General features: G+C 64.6%; 19 protein-coding genes. 10 read left to right on the forward strand and 9 right to left on the reverse strand.

The window, feature by feature from the left end; all coding sequences use genetic code 11:
* The first annotated feature begins 32 nt into the window (after window positions 1-32).
* Complete coding sequence (locus Q0094_RS07875; protein WP_297617436.1) at window positions 33-899, forward strand: LysR substrate-binding domain-containing protein; 867 nt, start codon at window positions 33-35, stop codon at window positions 897-899.
* Window positions 900-987: 88 nt separating this feature from the next.
* Here Q0094_RS07875 and Q0094_RS07880 read toward each other — a convergent pair whose 3' ends face one another.
* Both Q0094_RS07880 and denD read right to left on the reverse strand, forming a co-directional pair.
* Window positions 988-1752, reverse strand: coding sequence for a TIM barrel protein (locus tag Q0094_RS07880; RefSeq protein ID WP_297617439.1), 765 nt, complete (start codon window positions 1750-1752; stop codon window positions 988-990).
* Between the two features lie 408 nt (window positions 1753-2160).
* Complete coding sequence (gene denD / locus Q0094_RS07885; RefSeq protein ID WP_297617442.1) at window positions 2161-3168, reverse strand: D-erythronate dehydrogenase; 1008 nt, start codon at window positions 3166-3168, stop codon at window positions 2161-2163.
* A gap of 386 nt (window positions 3169-3554) precedes the next feature.
* On the opposite strand from denD, the gene Q0094_RS07890 reads away from it, so the two are divergent.
* From Q0094_RS07890 to Q0094_RS07910, 5 genes are all read left to right on the forward strand, one after another.
* Window positions 3555-5141, forward strand: a complete 1587-nt coding sequence (locus Q0094_RS07890) for an ABC transporter substrate-binding protein (protein ID WP_297617445.1) — start codon at window positions 3555-3557, stop codon at window positions 5139-5141.
* An 80-nt stretch (window positions 5142-5221) separates the two neighbouring features.
* Complete coding sequence (locus Q0094_RS07895) at window positions 5222-6208, forward strand: ABC transporter permease (RefSeq protein WP_297617448.1); 987 nt, start codon at window positions 5222-5224, stop codon at window positions 6206-6208.
* 9 nt (window positions 6209-6217) lie between these two features.
* Window positions 6218-7153, forward strand: coding sequence for an ABC transporter permease (locus Q0094_RS07900; protein WP_297617451.1), 936 nt, complete (start codon window positions 6218-6220; stop codon window positions 7151-7153).
* Window positions 7153-8139: an ABC transporter ATP-binding protein gene (locus Q0094_RS07905; RefSeq protein ID WP_297617454.1), complete on the forward strand. Its 987-nt coding sequence runs from the start codon at window positions 7153-7155 to the stop codon at window positions 8137-8139. Before Q0094_RS07900 ends, Q0094_RS07905 begins: the two co-directional genes overlap by 1 nt.
* Entirely contained in the window at window positions 8132-9130 is a 999-nt protein-coding gene (locus Q0094_RS07910; protein WP_297617457.1) for an oligopeptide/dipeptide ABC transporter ATP-binding protein, read from the forward strand. Before Q0094_RS07905 ends, Q0094_RS07910 begins: the two co-directional genes overlap by 8 nt.
* A 23-nt stretch (window positions 9131-9153) precedes the next feature.
* Here the strand turns inward: Q0094_RS07910 and Q0094_RS07915 are convergent, their stop codons facing one another.
* Window positions 9154-9360, reverse strand: a complete 207-nt coding sequence (locus tag Q0094_RS07915; protein ID WP_297617459.1) for a hypothetical protein — start codon at window positions 9358-9360, stop codon at window positions 9154-9156.
* Between the two features lie 280 nt (window positions 9361-9640).
* Here Q0094_RS07915 and Q0094_RS07920 point away from each other — a divergent pair, with 280 nt between their 5' ends.
* From Q0094_RS07920 to modC, 4 genes are read left to right on the forward strand one after another with little or no spacing between them, the layout of a single operon-like run.
* Window positions 9641-10024 (forward strand): LysR family transcriptional regulator, encoded by a 384-nt coding sequence (locus Q0094_RS07920; RefSeq protein ID WP_297617461.1) that lies wholly within the window; start codon window positions 9641-9643, stop codon window positions 10022-10024.
* 37 nt (window positions 10025-10061) lie between these two features.
* The gene (modA, locus tag Q0094_RS07925) at window positions 10062-10868 is read left to right on the forward strand and encodes a molybdate ABC transporter substrate-binding protein (RefSeq protein WP_297617463.1); all 807 of its coding nucleotides are present in this window, start codon (window positions 10062-10064) and stop codon (window positions 10866-10868) included.
* A 3-nt stretch (window positions 10869-10871) separates the two neighbouring features.
* Entirely contained in the window at window positions 10872-11567 is a 696-nt protein-coding gene (gene modB / locus Q0094_RS07930; RefSeq protein WP_297617465.1) for a molybdate ABC transporter permease subunit, read from the forward strand.
* Window positions 11567-12664: a molybdenum ABC transporter ATP-binding protein gene (modC, locus tag Q0094_RS07935; protein ID WP_297617467.1), complete on the forward strand. Its 1098-nt coding sequence runs from the start codon at window positions 11567-11569 to the stop codon at window positions 12662-12664. The genes modB and modC overlap by 1 nt, the downstream gene beginning before the upstream one ends.
* On the opposite strand, the gene Q0094_RS07940 is transcribed toward modC, so the two are convergent.
* From Q0094_RS07940 to Q0094_RS07965, 6 genes are all read right to left on the reverse strand, one after another.
* Window positions 12661-13350, reverse strand: coding sequence for an aspartate/glutamate racemase family protein (locus tag Q0094_RS07940; protein WP_297617469.1), 690 nt, complete (start codon window positions 13348-13350; stop codon window positions 12661-12663). The two genes, modC and Q0094_RS07940, sit on opposite strands and share 4 nt — an antisense overlap.
* Window positions 13350-14636: a TRAP transporter large permease gene (locus Q0094_RS07945; protein WP_297617471.1), complete on the reverse strand. Its 1287-nt coding sequence runs from the start codon at window positions 14634-14636 to the stop codon at window positions 13350-13352. Before Q0094_RS07945 ends, Q0094_RS07940 begins: the two co-directional genes overlap by 1 nt.
* Entirely contained in the window at window positions 14636-15157 is a 522-nt protein-coding gene (locus Q0094_RS07950; protein ID WP_297617473.1) for a TRAP transporter small permease, read from the reverse strand. Before Q0094_RS07950 ends, Q0094_RS07945 begins: the two co-directional genes overlap by 1 nt.
* Before the next feature lie 20 nt (window positions 15158-15177).
* Complete coding sequence (locus Q0094_RS07955) at window positions 15178-16158, reverse strand: TRAP transporter substrate-binding protein (RefSeq protein ID WP_297617475.1); 981 nt, start codon at window positions 16156-16158, stop codon at window positions 15178-15180.
* A 187-nt stretch (window positions 16159-16345) separates the two neighbouring features.
* Entirely contained in the window at window positions 16346-17197 is an 852-nt protein-coding gene (locus tag Q0094_RS07960; protein ID WP_297617477.1) for a MurR/RpiR family transcriptional regulator, read from the reverse strand.
* 74 nt (window positions 17198-17271) lie between these two features.
* Window positions 17272-17457 (reverse strand): hypothetical protein (locus Q0094_RS07965; RefSeq protein WP_297617480.1); only part of this gene is annotated, 186 nt, incomplete at its 5' end.

Below are 17457 nucleotides of genomic sequence, written 5' to 3' on the forward strand. Positions count from 1 at the left end.
ACTGATTAGAAATTCTCATGCAAGGGGCGATCATGCAGGTGCCGTTGAACGCGCTTCGGGCTTTTGACGCTGTGGTGCGCAGCGGGTCGTTCAAAGGGGCTGCACAAATTTTATGCGTGACGCAATCGGCGGTCAGCCATCAGGTGCGCCATCTTGAAGACTGGCTGGGCCGTCCGCTGTTTGATCGCAGCGGCCCAAGACCCCGTTTGTTGCCCGAGGCCCATGATCTGGCGCGGGTCGCGGCGCTTTCGCTTGACGGCATCGCCGCTGCCTGTGCCCGGCTGGGGGTCGAGGCGCGGAATGGACCTTTGGTGATTGCGGCGATTCCGTCGGTGGCTTTGTGCTGGCTCATTCCGCGATTGGCGGGCTTTCGCGCGGCCCACCCCGAGATCGAGGTGCGCATCATCTACGCCTTTCACGGGCAAGAGGTCGATTTTTCCGAAGTGGATCTGGCGTTTCTCTATTCTGCGGGCCCCTTGGGTCTTGTTCCGGGGACCATTGGCGAACTGTTCTTGCCGGGGGCGGCCGTGCCTGTGGTCAGCGCCTCGCTTGCGGGGGGGCGGCTCGACGAGATGCAGCTGTTGCACGACACCGACGAAGCCGGCTGGCGGCTGTGGTTCGCGCGCACGGGGCAGCGCGCACCGCCCACTTTTTCAGGGCCGTTGTTTCAGGATTTCAACCTGTTGCGCGCTGCCGTTTTGGCAGGGCAGGGGGTGGCGCTGTGCCCCCGGGCGATGATCAAGGATGATCTGGAGGCGGGTCGGCTGTGTCAACTGTCCGATGTCAGCGTCATGGACGACACCGGATACCACGTCTTGCGCGCGCAGGGGCGCACCCGCAAAGGGGTGAGCGAGTTTTGGGATTGGGTCATGGCGCAAGACCCCTTGCCGGGTGCTTAGGCCGGGCGGCCACCGGGCATGATGCATGTGCAAAAGCCAAATGTTTCATCACATGACCCCCGGTTCGGCGGGCGGTGCTGCCAGTGTGTCACCTCAGGTGCCCCATCCATCCAAGGCTTGCTTCGGTCGTGCCCATGGGCCGATATTCCGCGCCCAGCGGCCTGTTCCACCCCAAGCGGGCCAATTCGGCAAAAACCACGGCGTAATCGACCTGACCATGATCGGGTGGCCCTCGGTCGGGAACGGCGGCGAACTGGATGTGGCCAATCAGCGGCCATAGCGTTCTGAGCTGCGCGATGACATCGCCCTCGGTCCGGCCCACATGATAGCAATCGAACATCAGCCGCAGGTTTGGCGCACCGATTTCGGCAATCAGATCAGCGGCCTGAGCCGTGTTGTTCAGGAAATAGCCCGGCGCATCATGGGCGTTGAGCGGCTCGATCAGGATCATGCGGCCCGTATCCGAAGCCTGCGCACAGGCATGGCGCAGATTGTCGGCAAATACCGCCCGCGCCGCCGCGCCTTGGGCCTTGCCCGCCATCACATGGACCGCGCCCGCCCCGATGGCCGCGGCATAGGCCAGCGCCTCGTCTATCGCGGCGCGCGCCGCGTCGGTTCGGCCGACCAGCGCGGCCAGCCCGGTTTCGCCTGCCCTCAGATCGCCGCGCCGTGTGTTCAGCCCCAGCATGGGCAATCCGGTGTCGGCCAGCGCCGCCGCGACATCCTCTGGGGGCGTGTCATAGGGCCAATGACATTCTACGGCCTCAAACCCCGCGGCCTGTGCCGCCCGGATGGCATCCGGCAGGGACAATTCGGTCCATAGGAACCCCAGATTGGCGGAAAACCGGGTCATCCCTGTCTCTCCATGCTACGGCCAGTGACGGTGGCAGGCTTCTGTTGCGCGTTCAGCATGCCCGCCTTGGCGTCGCGCGGCAACAGCGCCAGCCGTCTGGTCGCCCTGGATTTCGCCATGACGGCGCAGGCGGCGGGCCGCATCCAACAAGATCCAGCCCACACCGCTTGGGTGGCACGCGCGTTCTTGTTATCGGGTCGAATTGCAAGACAGCTTTGGCCCCGGGCGCGGTCATAATCCGGGTTGCGCCGTTGCGGATGGCGCCACCCGGTGCCCGACGCGTGGCCAGCCGGTCGGATTTCCCATGAAACCAGCGCCGCCTGTCTGTTTGGGCATTCATCATCCCGGTCGGGGGTTGGGGGGGCGGCGCTGTCTGGCTCTTGGACGGCCGCCGGACCAGACAGCGGGTCAATCGCCCGCGATCAGGGCCATGCTGCCTCTGGCCATGCGCGCCTGATGCTCGGTGATCAGCTCTGCAATGCCGCTGTTGGGCGTGAACCCCAGCGCACGGGCGCGCGGGCACAAGATTTCGCCGGGCCAGCAAGCCACGATGGCCTCAATCGCCGGATCAGGTGCCGGGGTGATGCGCGCGGCCACATCCGGGCCGGCCAGGCGCGCCAGGGTATCGATCATCTCGCCCACGCTGACCGTGATGCCCGGCAACGTCACGGTGGGATTGCCGGCCAAACGCCCTTGATCCAGGCCACAGGCCATCAGCGTGTAGTCCAGTGCCTTGTCGGGCGAGGCCAGATGCAGACGCAGATCGCGCCCCACAGGCAGGCTGGCAGGCAGACCCGCAAGCGGTTCGCGCAAGATGCCGCTGGCAAAGCCCGACGCCGCGCGATTGGGCGCACCGGGCCGGATCGAAATGGTCGGAAAGCGCAGGCTGCGCCCCCGGATGATACCGCGCCGTGTTGCATCGGCCACGAGCAACTCGCCCATCAGCTTTTGCGTGCCATAGGATGATCGCGGCGCGGGCAAGGTGTCTTCGGTGATGGTGTCGTTCTGCGCGCAAGAAAACACCGCCACCGAAGATGCAAAGACGACCACCGGCGGGCGGGGCATGCGACGGCATGCTTCGATCAGCGCCTGCGTGCCCCGCAGGTTTACCGCCCAGCCCAGATCCCAATCCGCCTCTGCCTGTCCCGAGACCACGGCGGCCAGATGGATCACCAGATCGGGCGCGTCGCTGGCGATGCGGGTCAGAACCCCCGCATCATCCAGCCCGCCTTGCAGCGCGTGCACATGACGACAGCTTGCGGCCAGGGCGGCCAAGGGCCCGCCCGCGATATCCACCGCCAAGATGGCCGAAACGCGCCGTTCCACCCCATCCAGCACAACGGTATCGGCCGCATCCAGCGCCTTGACCACCATCTGTCCGATGAAGCCGGCAGCGCCGGTGATTGCCAGTCTCATGGCTGGTCCCCCCCTTTTATCGGGCCTTTTATCGGGCCTTGCATCGGGCGCGCCTTGCCCGCCGGCCGGAGGCTGGCAAATCCCGACGGCACTGTCCAACAGCGTTTTGGCCCCTTTGGTCAAGCTGCCGCAAATCCGGCCATCCCAACCCGGCCCGTCGCCCTGCCGCACCATCCGGGGCGCGCGGGGCGGTTGATCGCCCGGCGCGCGGCACCGCGCCGGGGGGTCAGGGCGTCTTTCACGCGGCTGTCGGGATAGATGATTGACCCAAGGCATTGCGTCTTTTACCAACAGTTGAGTTCACAAGGTTCTGCCGCGCTGTCCCCACCGTTAACTTGGCACGGGGGGCGTGTGGGAAAGCGGGCCAAATCACAGGGAGATCACAAATGACGTCATTGATGAAATCCGCGCCGCGCCGCATGATGGTGTCGGCGCTTGCGCTGTCGCTGTTTGCGGGCGCCGCACAGGCCGAAACGCTGCGCTGGGCGCGGGTGGCCGATGCGCTGACGCTCGATCCGCACAGCCAGAACGAAGGTCCGACCTCGACGCTTCTGCACCACATCTATGAAACCCTGGTGCGCCGCGACATCGACGGGTCGCTCAAGCCCCGTCTGGCCACCGAATGGGCGATCCATGCCGATGATCCGACCATCTGGGTGCTCAAGCTGCGCGAAGGCGTCACCTTCCATGACGGCAGCGCCTTCACCGCCGAAGATGTGGTGTTCTCGTTGGATCGCGTGCGCCACGAAAGCTCGGGCTTCCGCGCGCTGCATTCGGCCGTGACCGGCGCCACCGCCATCGATGATTACACCGTGCATATCCAGATGGCCGGGCCATCGCCGCTTTATGTGCAGAACCTGACCAATTTTTTCATCATGGACAGCGGATGGGCCGCCGCCAATGACGTGCTGGTGCCGCAGAACTTTGCCGCCGGTGAAGAAAACTTTGCCGTGCGCAACACAAACGGCACCGGCTCTTACAAGCTTGTGTCGCGCGACCCCGAAGTGCGCACCGTGCTTGCAGCCTTTGATGGCCATTGGGCACAGACCCCGCCCGTGACCGAGATCATCTATACCCCCATCGCCGAGGCCGCGACCCGTGTGGCCGCGTTGCTGTCGGGCGAGGTGGATGTGGTTCAGGACGTGCCGGTGCAAGATATCGCACGTCTGCAACAGACCGACGGCATCACGGTTGCCACCGGCCCGGAAAACCGCAACATCTTTTTCAGCTACGATCAGGTGTCGCCAAAGCTGGCCAGCGCCAATGTCGAGGACAACCCGTTTTCGCACCCCGAGATCCGCGAAGCGATGGCGCTGGCGCTGGACCGCGACGCGATCCAGCAGGTCGTGATGCGCGGCCAGTCGCAACCATCGGCCGCCCCGCTGCCGCCCTTTGTCAATGGCTGGCGCGAAGACCTCAACGCCTATGGGGCGCCTGATTATGACCGCGCCAACGCTCTTGTGCGGGGCATTTACCCCGATGGGTTCTCGGTCGATCTGCATTGCCCCAATGACCGCTACCTGAACGACGAAGCCATCTGTCAGGCCTTTGTCGGCATGCTGGGCCGCATCGGCATCACCGCCAATCTCATTTCGCAGAGCCGGTCGTTGCATTTCCCGCTGATCGAGCGTTGGGAAACCGACTTCTACCTGCTGGGCTGGGGTGTTCCGACCTTTGACAGCGCCTATGTGTTCAATTTCCTCGTCCATACGCGCGAAGAAGGGTACGGCAGCTTCAACGGGGCGCGCTACGCCAACGCCGAGCTGGATGCCCAGATCGAGTCGCTGGCCACCATGACCGACCTTGAGGCGCGCAACGCCCTGATCGCCCAGATCTGGGACAAGGTGATGGAAGACCGCGTGTTCCTGAACGTGCACAATCAGTTGCTGGCCTATGCGGTGCGCGATGGCATCAATCTGCCCGTGCATCCCGAAAATCAGCCGTCCATGGCTGATGTGACCTTCAACAACTGATTTCAGATGTGTCTTGCGGCCCGCATGGGATCATCCCGTGCGGGCCGTTTTCATCCCAGAGGTCACCACAGGGGCGCGCGATGCTTGCCTATATCATCCGCCGGGTCGTGCAATCGGTCCTTGTGATGCTGGCCGTGGCCCTCGTGGCCTTTGCGCTGTTTCGCTATGTGGGCGATCCGATCTATGCGATGGTCGGCCAGGAGACATCGCTAGAAGATCGCGCGGCGCTGCGCGATGCGCTGGGGCTCAACGACCCCTTCGTGGTTCAATTCATCCGCTTTGTCGGCAACGCCGTGCAGGGCGAATTCGGCATTTCCTACCGGTTGCAACAGCCGGTGATGGAGCTGATCTTGTCGCGGCTGCCCGCCACGCTGGAATTGGCGCTGGTGTCCGGGGTGGTGGCTTTCGTGTTCGGGGTGGCGGCTGGCGTCTATACCGCGCTCAGGCGGCGCGGTGCGATCTCGACCGCGATCATGACCGTCTCGCTGATCGGTGTGTCGCTGCCCACCTTTTTGATCGGGGTTCTGCTGATCTGGCTTTTCGCGGTCGAATTGCAGTGGCTGCCGTCCTTTGGCCGGGGCGAGACGGTGGTTTTGCCCTGGGGCTGGGAAACCGGGTTTTTGACGCCATCGGGCCAAATGTCTCTGATCTTGCCTGCGATCACGTTGGGGCTTTACCAGATGACGCTGATCATGCGGCTGGTGCGTGCCGAAATGCTGGAGGTGCTGCGCACCGATTACATCAAATTTGCCCGGGCCCGGGGCTTGAGCAATCGTGCGGTGCATTTCGGGCATGCGTTGAAGAACACCATGGTGCCGGTGATCACCATCACCGGGCTTCAGCTTGGGTCGATCATCGCCTTCGCGATCATCACCGAAACCGTGTTTCAATGGCCCGGCGTGGGCGCCTTGTTCATCAATTCCGTCCGCGCCGTCGATGTGCCGGTGATGTCGGCCTATCTGGTGCTGATCGCGCTGATCTTTGTCATCATCAATCTGATCGTCGATCTGCTTTATTATGCCGTTGATCCCCGCTTGCGCATCGAGCGCGGCGGCGTGCGGCACTGAGGGTCCGGCATGGCTGACACCAAACCGCAAAGGCGCGTTTTCTTTCGCATCTGGGACAGCGATGTTGCGGCCTCCTTTCGCCGGTCGCCCGTGGCGATCGTCTCGGGGGTGGTGGCGCTGGTGATCGTGCTGGCGGCGCTGCTGGCACCCTGGATCGCGCCGACCAACCCCTATGATCCGTCCAGCCTGAACCTGATGGATGGCTTCACCCCGCCGATGGAGCCCAACGCCTTTACCGGCAACACCTATCTGATGGGCACCGACAATCAGGGGCGCGATGTGTTTTCGACCATCCTTTATGGCGCGCGGATTTCGCTGTTTGTGGGTGTGTCTGCGGTGCTTCTGGCGATGGCCCTGGGCATCAGCGCGGGGCTTGTGGCGGGGTACCGGGGCGGCTGGGTGGATGCGGTCTTGATGCGGGTGGCGGATGTGCAGCTATCCTTTCCCTCGATCCTGATCGCGCTTTTGATCTTTGGGGTGGCGCGCGGCATCATCCCGCCCACCCAGCGCGAGGCGATGGCGATCTGGGTCCTGATCGTGGCCATAGGCTTGAGCGACTGGGTGCAATTCGCCCGTGTCGTGCGGGGTGCCACCATGGTGGAAAAGGGCAAGGAATATGTGCAGGCCGCCCGTGTCATCGGCGTCAGCCCGTTGCGCATCCTGATCCGGCATATCCTGCCCAATGTGATGGGCCCGGTGCTGGTCATCGCCACGATCAGCGTGGCGCTGGCGATCATCGCCGAGGCAACGCTGTCCTTTCTGGGCGTGGGCGTGCCGCCAACGCAGCCCAGCCTTGGCACGCTGATCCGGATCGGTCAGCAATTCCTGTTTTCGGGCGAGTGGTGGATCTTGCTGTTTCCCGCCCTGACGCTTCTGGCGCTGGCCTTGTCGGTGAACATGCTGGGTGACTGGTTGCGCGATGCGCTGAACCCGAGGTTGCGCTGATGACCACGCCTTTGCTTTCGGTCCGTGATCTGGTTGTCGAATTTCCAAGCCGGCGGGGCACGCTGCGCGCGCTTGATGGCGTGTCCTTCGACATCGCGCCCGGCGAGGTTCTGGGGATGGTGGGCGAATCCGGCGCTGGCAAATCCATCACCGGGGCCGCCATCATCGGCCTGATCGAACCGCCCGGCCGCATCGCGGGCGGCGAGGTCTGGCTGGATGGCACGCGCATCGACACCCTTGCCCCCGAGGCGATGCGCCGGGTCAGGGGCAAACGCATCGGCATGGTGTTTCAAGATCCGCTGACCAGCCTCAATCCGCTCTACACCATCGCCCGGCAACTGACCGAAACGATCCGCACGCATCTGGATCTGTCCGAGAAAGACGCCCGCCTGCGTGCCGTGGCACTTTTGGACCGGGTGGGCATTCCGGCGGCGGCGCGCCGGATCGATGATTACCCGCATCATTTTTCGGGCGGCATGCGCCAGCGGGTGGTGATTGCGCTGGCGCTTGCCGCCGAACCCGAACTGGTGATCGCCGATGAGCCGACGACAGCACTTGATGTGTCGGTGCAGGCACAGATCATCGATCTGCTCAAGGAAATCTGCGCCGAACGGGGCGCGGCGGTGATGCTGATCACCCATGACATGGGCGTGATCGCGGAAACGGCGGACCGGGTGGCGGTGCTTTATGCGGGGCGCATGGCCGAACTGGGGCCGGTGCGCGATGTGATCTTGCACGCCCATCACCCCTATACGCGCGGTCTGATGGGGTCGATCCCGACGCTGGATCATGCCGCCGACCGGCTGGTGCAGATCCCCGGTGCGATGCCGCGTCTGGATGCGATCCCGCAGGGCTGCGCCTTCAACCCGCGCTGCACGCAAGCCATCGCGCGCTGTCGCGTGGAACGGCCCGCGCTGCGCCCTGTTGCCCCGAACCACGCCGCCGCCTGTTGGCTGGCCGATGATGCGGAGCCCGCCCATGGCTGAACCCTTTTTGACCGTCAGCGGCCTGACCCGGCGCTTTGATGTCTCAAAACCATGGCTCAATCGCGTGCTGGAGCGTGAAGACCGGCAGTTTCTGACCGCCGCCGCCGATGTCAGCTTTGCCATCGAAAAGGGCGAAACCTTTGCTCTGGTGGGGGAATCGGGTTCGGGCAAATCGACCATCGCCAAGATGATCGTGGGCCTTTTGACCCCCAGCGCCGGACGCATCGCCATCGAGGGGCAGGCGATCGACCCGAATGATCCCGCCACCATGCGCGTGCTGCGCCGCCGGATGCAGATGATCTTTCAAGACCCCTTCGCCAGCCTCAACCCGCGCTGGCGGGTGGGCGACATCATCGCCGAGCCGATCCGCACGCTGGGCCTGATGTCAGGCAGTGATATCGCACCCGAGGTGGCACGGCTGTTGGGTCTGGTCGGCCTGTCGGCGAAAGATGCCGACAAGTTCCCGCATGAGTTCTCGGGCGGTCAGCGACAGCGCATCGCGATTGCCCGCGCGCTGTCGTCGCGCCCGGATTTCATCGTCTGCGACGAACCGACCTCGGCGCTGGATGTGTCGGTTCAGGCGCAGATCCTGAACCTGATGCGCGATCTGCAAGATGAATTCGGTCTGACCTATCTGTTGATTTCGCATGATCTGTCGGTGGTGCGGCACATGTCCAAGCGCATCGGCGTGCTGTATCTGGGCCGTCTGGTCGAGGTGGCGGATGCCAAGCGCCTGTTTCACGAACCCCAGCACCCCTATACAAGGATGCTGCTGGATGCCGTGCCCGATCTGGCCCTTTCCGGCCGCCGCCGCAAACAGGTCAGCGGTGAGATCCCGAACCCCATCTCGCCCCCTGCGGGCTGTGCGTTTCACCCGCGTTGCCCACAGGTCATGCCTGCCTGCAAGACCGGCGTGCCCGTGCTGCATGCGACCGCAACCGGCATGGCGGCATGCATTCTGGCCGGACCACCGTTTGCCCAGACGCCGTAACGCGTGACGCGTGACGCGCGCCGTCACGCTTGCGCGATGCGCTCCGGCGGATCGGGCAAGCTCATCCAATGCGTCGGATCGACATGGGTCGCGCAGGAGGTGGGATCGAAGAATTCCCCTGTGTCAGGGTCGAATGCCGCAATCTCGGGGTGGCGCCAGCCATTGCCCCAGACCATGAATGTCGCGACATCGTTGACCGGAACTGCTTTTGTGATGGGTTGCCAATACATGGATCATCCTTAGGTACTTGCAGGGCCGCATTGCGGCACGTTGAAGCCAAGAACAGGCCCCGGCACAGCCTTGGGATCGGAATTCAAGCCATCATGGCCAGACCGGGGCGCGGATACTCGTCATGGGGCACACATACACGCGGCACTCGTTATGCCCCCTGAAACTGCAACTGATTGCCGCGTCTTTCCTTGACCCAGATCAATCCACAGCGTCATTGCGGCCTGATCCTTGCGGGATATGGCTTGCATCGGGCGGTGCGGCTTTGGCATGAAGCGGGGGATGACCCGCCGCATCCAACACGCAAGCCAGACCGCCCGCCTGCGCATCCGCATCGTTTTTGGCGATGCTGCGATGCTGGGGCCGGGCAAGGCCGATCTGCTCGAGGCGATCCGCGACACCGGATCGATTGCAGCGGCGGGGCGATCGATGGGCATGAGCTACAAGCGCGCCTGGATGCTGGTCGAAGCGTTGAACAGCGCGTTTCGCGCCCCGCTGGTCGACGCGGCACGCGGCGGCGCCAAGGGGGGCGGTGCGGGTCTGACCCAAACCGGCCACGAGGTTCTGGCCCATTACCGCAGCCTTGAGGTGATCATGGCCGAAGCCGGGGCAGACCGGATCGAGGCGCTGCGCGCGATGCTGGGGGATATGTCCGGCAGAAAATAACGCTTGCCATGGCCCAGGCGGAATGGGATGTGTTCTGATGAACATATCCCTTGAGGTGCTACTGGCGATGCTCCCTTGGACGTTGTCGTGCCGTCTTGCCCTTGGCGTCGCGCTTGGCGCGTGGTCCCCCGTGATCGCGGCGGCCGATCAGGTGGTGGTCTTTGCCGCCGCCAGCCTGACCACCGCGCTGACCCAGATCGAGACCGGCTTCGAGGCCGCGACGGGCCATGATCTGGTCGTTTCGCTGGGCGGGTCATCGGCGCTGGCCCAGCAAATCCGCCAGGGTGCGCCCGCCGATCTCTTCATCTCGGCCAGCACCGACTGGATGGATGCGCTTGCCGCCGATGGGCTGATTGCGCCGGGGGGGCGGTTTGATCTTTTGGGCAATCGCCTTGTGCTGATCGCCCATGGCCGCGATGCGGCCCGGGTTGCGATCGGGCCGGGCCTTGATCTGGCCGCGCATCTGGGCGAGGGGCGGCTGGCCATGGCGCTGGTCGATGCGGTGCCGGCGGGCATCTATGGCAAAGCCGCGCTGACGCATCTGGGGGTCTGGCCCGCGCTTGCGCCGCGCGTGGCGCAAACCGACAATGTGCGCGCGGCCTTGGCGCTGGTGGCTTTGGGCGAGGCCCCCTATGGTATCGTCTATGCCACCGATGCCAATGCCCAGGACAATGTCACCATCATCGCAACCTTTCCACCCGACAGCCACCCGCCCATCACCTATCCTGTTGCGGTCTTGGCGGGGCGGGGCGGGGCGGGCGTGGATGCCTTTGTGGCCTATCTGCGCAGCGATGCGGCCCGCACGATCCTTGAGCGGCAGGGGTTTGTCGCCTTGCAGCCCTAGATCATGACCGATTGGCTAGGCCCCGAGGAATGGCGTGCCGTGGCGCTGTCGTTGCGCGTGTCATTCTGGGCCACGCTCTTCAGCCTGCCCATGGGCATCCTTGTGGCCTATGCCTTGGCGCGCTGGTCCTTTCCGGGCAAACAGCTGGTGAATGGTCTGGTGCATCTGCCCTTGATCTTGCCGCCTGTCGTCACGGGGTATCTGCTGTTGCTGGGCTTTGGCACGCGCGGGCCGATCGGTGGCGTGCTGGCCGATTGGGGGATCGTCTTGGCCTTTCGCTGGACGGGGGCGGCGCTGGCTGCCGCGATCATGGCCTTTCCGCTGATGGTGCGCGCGATCCGGCTGTCGATCGAGGCGGTGGACCCCAGGCTGGAACAGGCCGCCGCCACCTTGGGGGCTGCGCCGTTTTGGGTGTTTGTGACCGTCACCTTGCCCATGGCGCTGCCGGGGATCGTGGCGGGCACGATCCTGGCCTTTGCCAAGGCGATGGGGGAATTTGGCGCGACCATCACCTTTGTGTCCAACATCCCCGGTGAAACCCGCACGATCCCGTCCGCGATCTATGCGTTCTTGCAGGTGCCCGGCGGCGAGGGTTCGGCGATGGCGCTGGTCATCGTGTCGGTCGTGGTGGCGATGGGGGCGTTGGTGCTGTCGGAAATCTTGGCGCGGCGCGTTGCGGCGCGCGTCGGGGGGGCGTGATGCTGGAGGTGGCGATCACCCATGACTTTGGCAGCTTCACGCTGGACGCGCAATTTTGCGCCCCCCCCGGTGTGACGGTGCTGTTCGGGCGGTCGGGGTCGGGCAAGACCAGCCTTGTCCATGCGGTGGCGGGGCTGCTTGGGCCCGATCAGGGGCGTATCGCGGTCGAGGATTGGGTGTTGCTTGACACGCGGCATTCCATTGCGCTCAAACCGCACCGCCGCCGTCTGGGCTATATCTTTCAGGAAGGGCGGCTGTTTCCCCATCTGAGCGTGGGCCAGAACCTGCGCTATGGCGCATGGTTCGCGCCCAAGGATGCCCCGCGCGAGGATATGGGGCGCATCGTCGATCTGCTGGGGTTGGGCGCGCTGCTTGATCGGCGGCCCGGTGCGCTGTCGGGGGGCGAAAAACAACGCGTGGCCATCGGGCGGGCGCTGTTGTCGGCGCCGCGCCTGATCTTGGCCGATGAGCCGCTGGCGGCATTGGATGACGCCCGCAAGGCCGAAATCCTGCCCTATCTGGAACGGCTGCGCGACGAGGTGAAGATCCCCATCCTCTATGTCAGCCATTCCGCAGCCGAGGTGGCGCGACTGGCCACCACCGTCATCGCCATCGAGGCCGGGCGCGTCATCGCGCAAGGCCCCGCCGCCGAGGTGCTGGGCGATCCCGCCGTCTTGCCCTTGGGCGCGCGCGAGGCGGGCGCGCTGATCACGGCGCGGGTGGTCGGCCACCATGACGACGGCCTGACCGAATTGGACGCAACCGGCATTCCCCTGTTTCTGCCCAAACTGGTGCAAGCCCCCGGCACCGTCTTGCGGGTGCGCATCGCGGCCCATGACGTGATCTTGTCGCGCAACCGCCCCGAAGGGCTTTCGGCGCTCAATATCCTGCCCGGCGTGGTTCGGGACCTGCGCACGGGCGCAGGGCCCGGTGCCATCGTGTCGGTCGACACGCCGGCGGGGCGCGTGTTGGCGCGCATCACCCGCCGCTCGGCCGGGGCGCTGGGTCTTGTGCCCGGGGTGGCGGTTCATGCCATTGTGAAATCGGTCTCGGTGGCGCCGGGCGATGTGGGGGCCGGGTCTGGTCTTTTGGCCTAATGGCCCGACGGTGCCCAAGCGGCCCTGCGACGAACGGGCCCCCTGACATGGCTGCGCAGCGCGGCGATGGCGGCCTGAGTGCCGTCGATGACGCGAACGCGGCACCCCGGCGCGATCCGCGCCGCCAGACCGGCCAAGGGCCCACCGCCCAGAACGATGCTTTGCGCGCCTTGGGCCGCGCAGTCGCGGCACAATTCTGCCAGCGGTTCGAACAGGGCATCGGCGATCTCGTCTGGCCGATGGCGCAGCCTGTCGGGCAGATGCGCCACCTTGAGCAACCGCTCACCCACCCCATGGCGTGCAGCCATGGCCAACAGCGGCCCGGCCACCTCGGGGGCGAAGGTCACGATGGCAAAGGCGCCGCCCATCTTGCGCACCTCGGCAAAGGCGGCCTCGGCGATGCCCAGAACCGGCAGATGCGGATAGGCCGCGCGCACCTCGGCCGCGCCCGTATCCCCGAACGAGGCCAGAACGATCCCATCGACGGTATCTTGATGCTGCGCGACAGCCCCCAGCACGCCCGCGATGGCGGCTTGCGTATCGGCCTCGGTCACGATCAGCGGCGGACCCGACAGCGCCGAAACCGTGACAAAGCGATCCCCGGGGCCTGCCACGGCCTGTGCGGCCGCATCGATGCGCGCCGTCACCCCGGCCGATGTGTTGGGGTTCACGATCAACAGCCGCATCACAAGATCACCGAGGGCAGCCACAGCACAAGCGCGGGAAAGATGTTGACCAGGATCAGCGCCACCAGCATCGCCAGCAAGAACCACATCAGCGAGGGGATGATCCTGGCGATGGAGATCTTGGCGATGGCACAGGTGATCAGCACCACCGAGGCGACGGGCGGCGTCTGTTGCCCGATGCCAAGGTTGATCGTCAGGATCAGCCCGAAATGCACCCGGTCGATGCCAAGCTGGTCGGCCAGCGGCAGGAAGATCGGCACCAGCATCAAGATGGCAGGCGTGCCATGGATGATCGTGCCCGCCAGCAGGAAGAAGATGTTGATCGCCGCCAGCACCACCCAGTAATTGTCCGAAATGCCCAGGATCGCCTGTGCGATGTCTTGCGGGATGCGCTGGTTGGTCAGATACCAGCCCAGCAGCGTCGAGGTGGCGACGATGAACATCAACATGGCGCTGCGCTTGCCTGCAACGCGGAAGGTGTCGATCAGATTGCCCAGACGGATGGTGCGATAGAGAAACACCGCCAGAATGATCGACCAGAAGGCCGCAATGGCGCCCGCTTCGGTCGCGGTAAAGATGCCCCCCAGAATGCCCACAAGGATCAGGATCGGCAGCGTCAGGGGAATGGCGGCATCCTTGCCCGTATCCCAGACGCGCCCAAGGCTGAAGGCCCCCTCGGTCGGATAGCCGCGCTTGACCGAGATGACATAGGCCGTGGCCATCAACAGCCCGCAGACCAGAAAGCCCGGCACGATGCCGGCTGCAAACAGCTCGGCGATCGAGGCATTGGCGACATAGGCATACAAGATCAGGTTCAGCGATGGCGGCACGATGATCGCCATCGTGGCCGAGGTCGAGGTGACGGCGGCCGCAAAGGCGGCCGGGTAGCCGCGTTTCTTCATCTGCGGGATCATCACCGATCCGATCGCCGCCGCATCCGAGGTGGCCGTGCCCGAAATCTCGGAAAAGAAAAGCGACGTCAGAATGTTGACATGCGCAAGCCCGCCCCGGACATGCCCCACGAGGCTGGAGGCAAAGGCGATGAGCTTTTCCGCGATCCGGCCCTGGTTCATCACCTCGCCCGCGATCATGAACAAGAGCGCCGCCACCAGCAGATAATTGTTGGCCCCCCCAAACGGGATCAGCCCGATGATCTGGGGCACCACAGCGGGATCAAGCACGATCATCGCGGCGGCCGTCACGCCCAGCACAAAGGCGATGGGCAAGCCCATGACCAGCAGCACGACAAGAAGGATCAGGATGATCCAGCCGGGATCAAGAAACATCATGCATCGCTTTCGGGCAAAAGATCATCGGGATCGACCTGACCGCTCAGCAGACCGGCCAGCCGTGTGACGCTGATCAGCGCGATCAGCGCGCCGCCCACGGGCATGGCCCAGCGAAACAGCCCCATCGGCAGATCGACGGAAATCAGCATGCGCGTGCCAAAGCTGGCGGCGGCGATGCCGCCATACCACGCCAGCATGGCGCCGAACCCTGCCATCAGGATCAGGTTCGCAGCCATCACCGCGCGCTTGAGGCCCGGCCGCATGATCCGCACCACGGCGTCAAAACCCAAATGCTCGGAGGTGCGCGTGAGATAGGCCGCACCGATAAAGGTCAGCGCGGCCAGAACATGGGCGGGCAATTCCTCGGACCAGGAGACCGAGTTGTTCAGCGCAAAGCGGGTAAACACCGCCACGTTCAAAAGCACAAAGAGCAACCCGGCCATGCCCACCACCGCCGCATCCAGCACGCGCGTCAACCACAGGTCGAGACGCGCAATCAAGGCGGGGATCGGGGCCATGCCGGGATGCTCCTGTTTCATCACTCGATGCCAAGCGCGGCCAGTGTCGCCGCGATCATGTCGGCGCCGATCACATCCACGAAGGTCGGGCTTTCATAGAGCGGTGCAGCGGCGGCCTGAAAGGCGGCGAAATCGATCTCGTTGATCGCGATGCGGTCGGCCAGCGATGCCAGCACCTCGGTATCGGTCGTCTCACCCCAGACAAAGGACCATGGCGCCACATCGGCGGCCACCGCCATCACGGTTTCGCGCAACTCTGCGCTCAGCGTGGCCAGATAGGGTTCGCCAAAGACCAGGAATGTCGGCAGATAGACGTGGTTGGACAAGGACAGATAGGATTGCACCTCGTAAAGGCGCGCGCTGTCGACGATCTGGGCGGGGTTTTCCTGACCGTCGATCACGCCCTGATCCAGCGCGGAATAGACCTCGCCAAAGGACAGCGGGGTGGCATTGGCGCCCAGCGTGTTGAACATTTCGACGCGCTGGCGGCTGGTGGGGGTGCGGATCTTCAGACCGACCAGATCGGCGGGCACCACGATGGGGCGAACCTTGTTGGTGATCTGGCGAAAGCCATTGTCCCACATCGCGGCCAGCACCATGCCGGTGCCCTGAAAGCCATCCGCCATCATCGCGCCCGCGGGGCTGGTGGCGAATGTCTGCACGGCGGCGCGGTCTTCGAACAGATAGGGCAGATCGAAGATTGCCGTGCGCGGGTTGATCTGTGCAATGGCCGATGCCGACAGCGAGGCGTGATGCGTGCCAAGGCCAAGCCCCTGCAACACGTCTTCTTCGGACCCGAGCGTGTTCGACATGAAGATTTCCACATCGATCGCGCCGTTGCTGGCCGCTTCCAGCCGCGATTCATATTCCTGCAAGAACACATGCGCAAAAGAGCCTTCCGGCAGGGATGAGTTGATTTGCAGCACGCTCTGGGCAACGGCGGCACCGGGCAGCGCAAGGCTGGCCACGGCCACGAAAAGCGACTTTCTCAGCACGGTCATGTCATGATCCTTTCCAATGGTGGGGGCGATGAGGACATCGGCTTGAGCAAGGATTTTTTCTTTGATGCCGTCACATGAAAAATGATTTTCACACGAAAATCCAGCACGGGTTTTCTCAACGCCCACAAAATGGGCATGAAATCTGCGCGGATGGGCAGTGATGTTGCGTGGCGCCGATGCGCCGCGCTCAGATCTCGTCGAGCGAATCGTGGATGCGTTCGATCACGCCAAGCCGTGCCCGGCCGGCTGCACCAGCCTGTTCCATCGTCAGGGATGCCAGCAACCCGCAGATCGCCATCACGCCTGCATGATCGAACAGCGCGCCCGCGCCCGTCGTGCTGCAAGGCAGATGCCAGCGCGCGGGCAAGCCATCCAATCCCGCAATATCCCCGATCAAGGCGGTTGCGCCGCCGCTGCGCGCCAATTCCGCGACCACATGGCCCAACATGCGGGGCGGTCGGCGCAGGGCGAAAACAATGACGCAATCCCCCGGTCCGATCGCGGCCAGACTTTCGGCCAGTGTTTCGCCATCGCGCGGCAGGGTGATCACATCGGAACGGACCTGAAGCACCTGCCATGCCAGATAGCGGGCAAAGGCCTGGCCCGCGCGAAAGCCCAGCACCCAAAGCCGCTTGGCCGATGCCATGTCCGCCACAAGGCTGGCGATCTCTTGTGCATCCAGCCCGGCAAGGCTCAGGTCAAGATTGTCATGGGCCTGTGCCAGATGGCGGGCCGAATGCCCATCGCCAGAGGCGCCGTCGCGGTTCACCCGCAACAGCGCGGTTCCCGCCATTTGCTCGGCGCGCACCGCCTGGCGTGCCGCCTCAAACGAGGTGTAGCCGATCTTGCGGACAAACCGCGTCACGGTGGCATTCGACACGCCCGCCATTTGCGCCAGCTCGGTGGCGGTGTAGCTCGCGATCTGACCCGGAAAATGCAAGATCGCCTCGGCCAGCCGCAATTCACTGGGGTGAAAACCGGGCGTCGCCTCGCGGATGCGCGATACAAAGGACATCTTGGGTGAGGGCGCCATGGTCATGAAAATATCCTTTCATGCGGCCCGCGCGCAAGGCGGGATGCTGTGCAATCCCGCCTTGTGATCCGGTTTTTCCGTCAATCCTTGCGCCGGGGCGGTGTGCCGCCCTTGCCGCCAAAGGGCTTGCCACCAAAGGGCTTGCCGCCAAAGGGTTTGCCGCCGGCCGGGCGCGGTCCGGCTCCGCCGGGTTTGCCTGCGGGTTTGCCGCCAAAGGGTTTGCCGCCGGGTTTGCCCATCCGCTGCGATGGATCGGCGGCATTGGC

Source organism: uncultured Roseicyclus sp. (genome assembly GCF_937892565.1).
GTDB lineage: Bacteria > Pseudomonadota > Alphaproteobacteria > Rhodobacterales > Rhodobacteraceae > Roseicyclus.